3 protein-coding genes and 2 pseudogenes are annotated in these 3,980 nt (G+C 61.3%); 3 read left to right on the top strand and 2 right to left on the bottom strand.

The window, feature by feature from the left end:
- Positions 1–240 precede the first annotated feature (240 nt).
- Positions 241–1,032, top strand: coding sequence for an enoyl-CoA hydratase-related protein (locus HLUSI_RS0124595; RefSeq protein WP_016836460.1), 792 nt, complete (start codon positions 241–243; stop codon positions 1,030–1,032).
- 72 nt (positions 1,033–1,104) lie between these two features.
- Here the strand turns inward: HLUSI_RS0124595 and HLUSI_RS0124600 are convergent, their stop codons facing one another.
- Together HLUSI_RS0124600 and HLUSI_RS0124605 are read right to left on the bottom strand one after the other, a co-directional pair.
- Entirely contained in the window at positions 1,105–1,686 is a 582-nt protein-coding gene (locus tag HLUSI_RS0124600) for a DJ-1/PfpI family protein (protein WP_016836461.1), read from the bottom strand.
- A 79-nt stretch (positions 1,687–1,765) separates the two neighbouring features.
- Complete coding sequence (locus HLUSI_RS0124605) at positions 1,766–2,683, bottom strand: LysR family transcriptional regulator (protein ID WP_029363993.1); 918 nt, start codon at positions 2,681–2,683, stop codon at positions 1,766–1,768.
- Between the two features lie 240 nt (positions 2,684–2,923).
- On the opposite strand from HLUSI_RS0124605, the pseudogene HLUSI_RS34540 reads away from it, so the two are divergent.
- Both HLUSI_RS34540 and HLUSI_RS30590 read left to right on the top strand, forming a co-directional pair.
- Positions 2,924–3,124: pseudogene (locus tag HLUSI_RS34540) on the top strand (ABC transporter substrate-binding protein); the annotation flags it as partial.
- Between the two features lie 7 nt (positions 3,125–3,131).
- Positions 3,132–3,980: pseudogene (locus HLUSI_RS30590) on the top strand (ABC transporter substrate-binding protein); the annotation flags it as partial.

Below are 3,980 nucleotides of genomic sequence, written 5' to 3' on the forward strand. Positions count from 1 at the left end.
CCGACCGGCGATCTCGCTCAAAAGAAAATAATCCCAAGAACAAATAGCAATGTTCCGGCAAAGCCGAAACGAGCACGCCCGCAAAGCCTGCACCAAATCCAGCAACGGCCATCGTCTTTGTCCTCTCAAAGACAACCCATTCCCTCATTTCCCGCTAATCTCCTTTCGCACATCCCCTTGATCGCATTTTTCTTTTACCATCGGCCATCAAGCAATCAATAAAAGACAAAGGAGCCCATCATGAGCCAAGTCGCCGATCTGACCATCGACGCGCGCGGGGTCGCCACCATTACCCTGAATCGCCCCGAAGTCCACAATGCCTTCGACGACCTGCTGATCGCCCGCCTGATCGACCTGATCGGACAAGCGCGCGACGACCCGCACGTCAACGTGCTGGTGCTGGCCTCGACCGGCAAATCCTTTTCCGCCGGCGCCGACCTCGGCTGGATGCGCCGCATGGCCGACGCCACGCGCGAGGACAACCTCAAGGACGCGCACCAGCTCGCCGCGCTGATGGAAAACCTCAACAGCTTCCCATGCCCGACCGTCGCCCGCATCCAGGGCGCCGTGATGGGCGGCGGCGTCGGCCTGGTGGCTTGTTGCGACGTCGCCATCGCCGGCGACAATGCTTTCTTCGCTCTGTCCGAAGTCAAGCTCGGACTGGCGCCGGCGGTCATCAGCCCCTACGTGATCGCCAAGATCGGCACATCGCAGGCGCGCCGCTATTTCGTCACGGCGGAGCGCTTCTCCGCCATCCGCGCCGCCGCCATCGACTTGGTGCATGAGGTGGTGCCGGCCACGGAGCTGGAGGCGAAGACCGAACAAATCATCGTGGCGTTGTTGGCCAACGGCCCGCAAGCCATGCGGCGCGCCAAGGAGCTGGCGCAGGTCGCCAATCCTTTGCCGGCCACGCCGGCGCTGCGCGATTACACCACCGGCGTGATCGCCGATTTACGCGCGTCTGAAGAGGGCAAGGAAGGCTTGCGCGCCTTCCTCGAAAAAGAATCGCCGAGTTGGATTGCCAAACGTTAAGCAGGAACTGACGTAGATAAAAAAGCCGCAGCCCATCACAGGCTGCGGCTTTTTAACGGGCGAAGGAAAAGACTACAGCTTGATCTCCGTACCCAGCACCTTGAGGAACTGCGCCAGCCATTGCGGATGGCCCGGCCATGCCGGCGAGGTGACGAAGTTGCCGTCGGTGACGGCGGCGTCCACGGCGATCTCTGCATAGTGGCCGCCGGCCAGTTTGACTTCCGGCGCGCAAGCCGGATAAGCCGAAATCTTCTTGCCTTCGATCACGCCCGCCGCCGCCAGCAATTGCGCGCCGTGGCAAACCGCCGCGATCGGTTTTTTAGCTTCGGCGAAATGCCGTACGATGGCAATCACCTTGGCGTCCAGGCGCAGGTATTCGGGAGCGCGGCCGCCGGCGATGACGATGGCGTCGTACTTAGCGGGATCGACCTCGTCGAAGCTGGCGTTGAGCGCGAACTGATGGCCCGGCTTTTCGGTGTAGGTCTGGTCGCCTTCAAAATCGTGGATGGCGGTCTTGATCTTGTCGCCCGCCTTCTTGCCCGGGCAGACGGCGTGCACCGCGTGGCCGACCATTTGCAGCGCCTGGAACGGCACCATGGTTTCGTAATCTTCGGCAAAGTCGCCGGTCAACAATAAAATCTTCTTTGCTGCCATGCTGATCTCCTGATGTGCGAGCCGGGGGGGCTCTGGTGGAATTGCTGAAACACATACAATGCGCGCTGGCTGCGCGTTCTCATTTGATCCACGTCATCTGACGCGACTTCCCCATCAAAAATTCCTTGTTCGGTTCCATGCAGTCGCGCAGGTAACTCCACAGCGCCGACACCCGCGCGACGTGCCGCTGTTCGCTGGCGGCAACCAGCCAGAACGAGCGCTTGATCTCGACTTCATCAGGCAGCACCGGCACCAGATCGTCCGACTGCTGCGCCAGGAAGCAGGGCAGGATTGCCAGCGCCTGGCCGCTGCGCGCCGCCGTGTATTGCGCAATCACGCTGGTGCTGCGGAAGGCGCGAAAAGCCTCGGGCGCAATGTTTTCCTTGTAGCGCAGCTCCTCGCTGAACACCAGATCGTCAATATAGCCGATGAAGGCGTGGGATTCGAGATCGGCCACGCTGCGCAACGGCGGATGGCTTTCCAGGTAGGCCGGGGTAGCGTACAGCCTGAGCGCATAGTCCGCCAGTTTCGTGACAACGTAATTACCGCTGACCGGCCGCTCGATGGTCACGCTGATGTCGGCCTCGCGCTTGGACAGGTTGACGAAGCGCGGCATCGGCAGCATGTCCACCGAGATGTGCGGATTGCGTGCGCAGAAGTGGGCAATGTGCGGCGCCAGCACGAAGGTGCCGAAGCCCTCCGTCGCGCCCAGTCGCACCTGGCCCGACAACAGCCGGTTGTGGCCGCCCAGTTCCTCGGCGGCGGCGTAGACCGTGCTTTCTATCTTTTCCGCGTATTCCACCAGCCGATAGCCGTCGGCGGTCAGGCTGTAGCCGTGGTTGTTGCGGTCGAACAGCTGGCTGCCGACCTGTTCTTCAAAGCGCTTGATGCGCCGCGATACGGTCGAATGATCGATGCCGAGTTTCTTGGCGGCATCGACCAGGCCCTGGCTGCGCGTGAGTTCGAGGAATACCCGCAGGTTGTCCCAATCCATCATCTTGTCTCCGTTGTGCATTGCTGTAAGCCGTTTGCATTGGATTTGCAATTATGCAAAGGGCTTTTGAATTATTGGTTATTGTAACGATATTAACGCACATGCAAAATGAGTCTCGAAATCGCCGCAGAGCAATTTCATAAAACATATAACGAGGAGACTTCATGCAAAAGAACATCCGCGCCGGCCTTGCCGTCGCAGCGCTTTCCCTGACTTGTATCGCCGGCGCCGTCCGCCGTCCAGGCGCAAAACTCCGACACCGTCAAAATCGGCATTCTGACCGACATGTCCGGCCCGTACTCCGCCATGGGCGGCCAGGGTTCGGTGGTCGCGGCCAAACTGGCGATCGAGGATTGCCTCAAGGCCGAATGCAAGGGCATGAAGATCGAAGTGCTCGCGGCCGACAACCAGAACAAGCCCGACGTCGGCACAGTTATATCACGGAGGCCAGGCGCAAAACTCCGACACCGTCAAAATCGGCATTCTGACCGACATGTCCGGCCCGTACTCCGCCATGGGCGGCCAGGGTTCGGTGGTCGCGGCCAAACTGGCGATCGAGGATTGCCTCAAGGCCGAATGCAAGGGCATGAAGATCGAAGTGCTCGCGGCCGACAACCAGAACAAGCCCGACGTCGGCGTGACGCGCGCACGGGAATGGCTGGACCGCGACAAGGTCGAGGCGATCGCCGACCTGACCAATTCGTCGGTGGCGCTGGCGGTGCAGAAACTGATCAAGGAAAAGGGCGGCATCGCCATGTACAGCGGTCCGGCCACGGGCGCGCTGACCACCGCCGAATGCGCGAGCAACGGCTTCCACTGGATGTTCGACACCTATTCGCAAGCGGCCGGCGCGGCTGCGGCGCTGACCAAGCTGGGCAACAAGTCCTGGTATTTCGTCACGGTTGACTATGCCTTCGGCCACTCGCTGGAGAAGGATGCGTCCGATGTGGTCAAGGCCAACGGCGGCACCGTGCTGGGTTCGGTGCGGCATCCGCTGAACGCTTCCGACTTCTCGTCCTTCCTGCTGCAGGCGCAGGCCTCCAAGGCGCAGGTGATCGGCCTGGCTGACGGCGGCACCGACGTCGTCAATGCGATCAAGCAGGCGCGTTCCTTCGCCGTGGGCGGCAAGGATCAACGCCTGGTGGCGCTGCTGGTGTTCCTGTCCGACGTCCATGCGCTGGGCCTCGATGCGGCGCAAGGCCTGGTCTATACCGACGGCTTCTATTGGGATTACGACGAACAGACGCGCGGCTTTTCCCCCCCCCCCCCCCGAATCGAAGGCGCCTTGGGATTACCTGAA

Source organism: Herbaspirillum lusitanum P6-12, assembly GCF_000256565.1.
Taxonomy (GTDB): domain Bacteria; phylum Pseudomonadota; class Gammaproteobacteria; order Burkholderiales; family Burkholderiaceae_D; genus Herbaspirillum; species Herbaspirillum lusitanum.

Excerpts from the sequence above, each read along its gene's own strand:
- HLUSI_RS0124600 (WP_016836461.1), bottom strand. The coding sequence starts at position 1,686 with ATGGCAGCAAAGAAGATTTTATTGTTGACCGGCGACTTTGCCGAAGAT.
- HLUSI_RS0124605 (WP_029363993.1), bottom strand. The coding sequence starts at position 2,683 with ATGATGGATTGGGACAACCTGCGGGTATTCCTCGAACTCACGCGCAGC.
- HLUSI_RS0124595 (WP_016836460.1), top strand. The coding sequence starts at position 241 with ATGAGCCAAGTCGCCGATCTGACCATCGACGCGCGCGGGGTCGCCACC.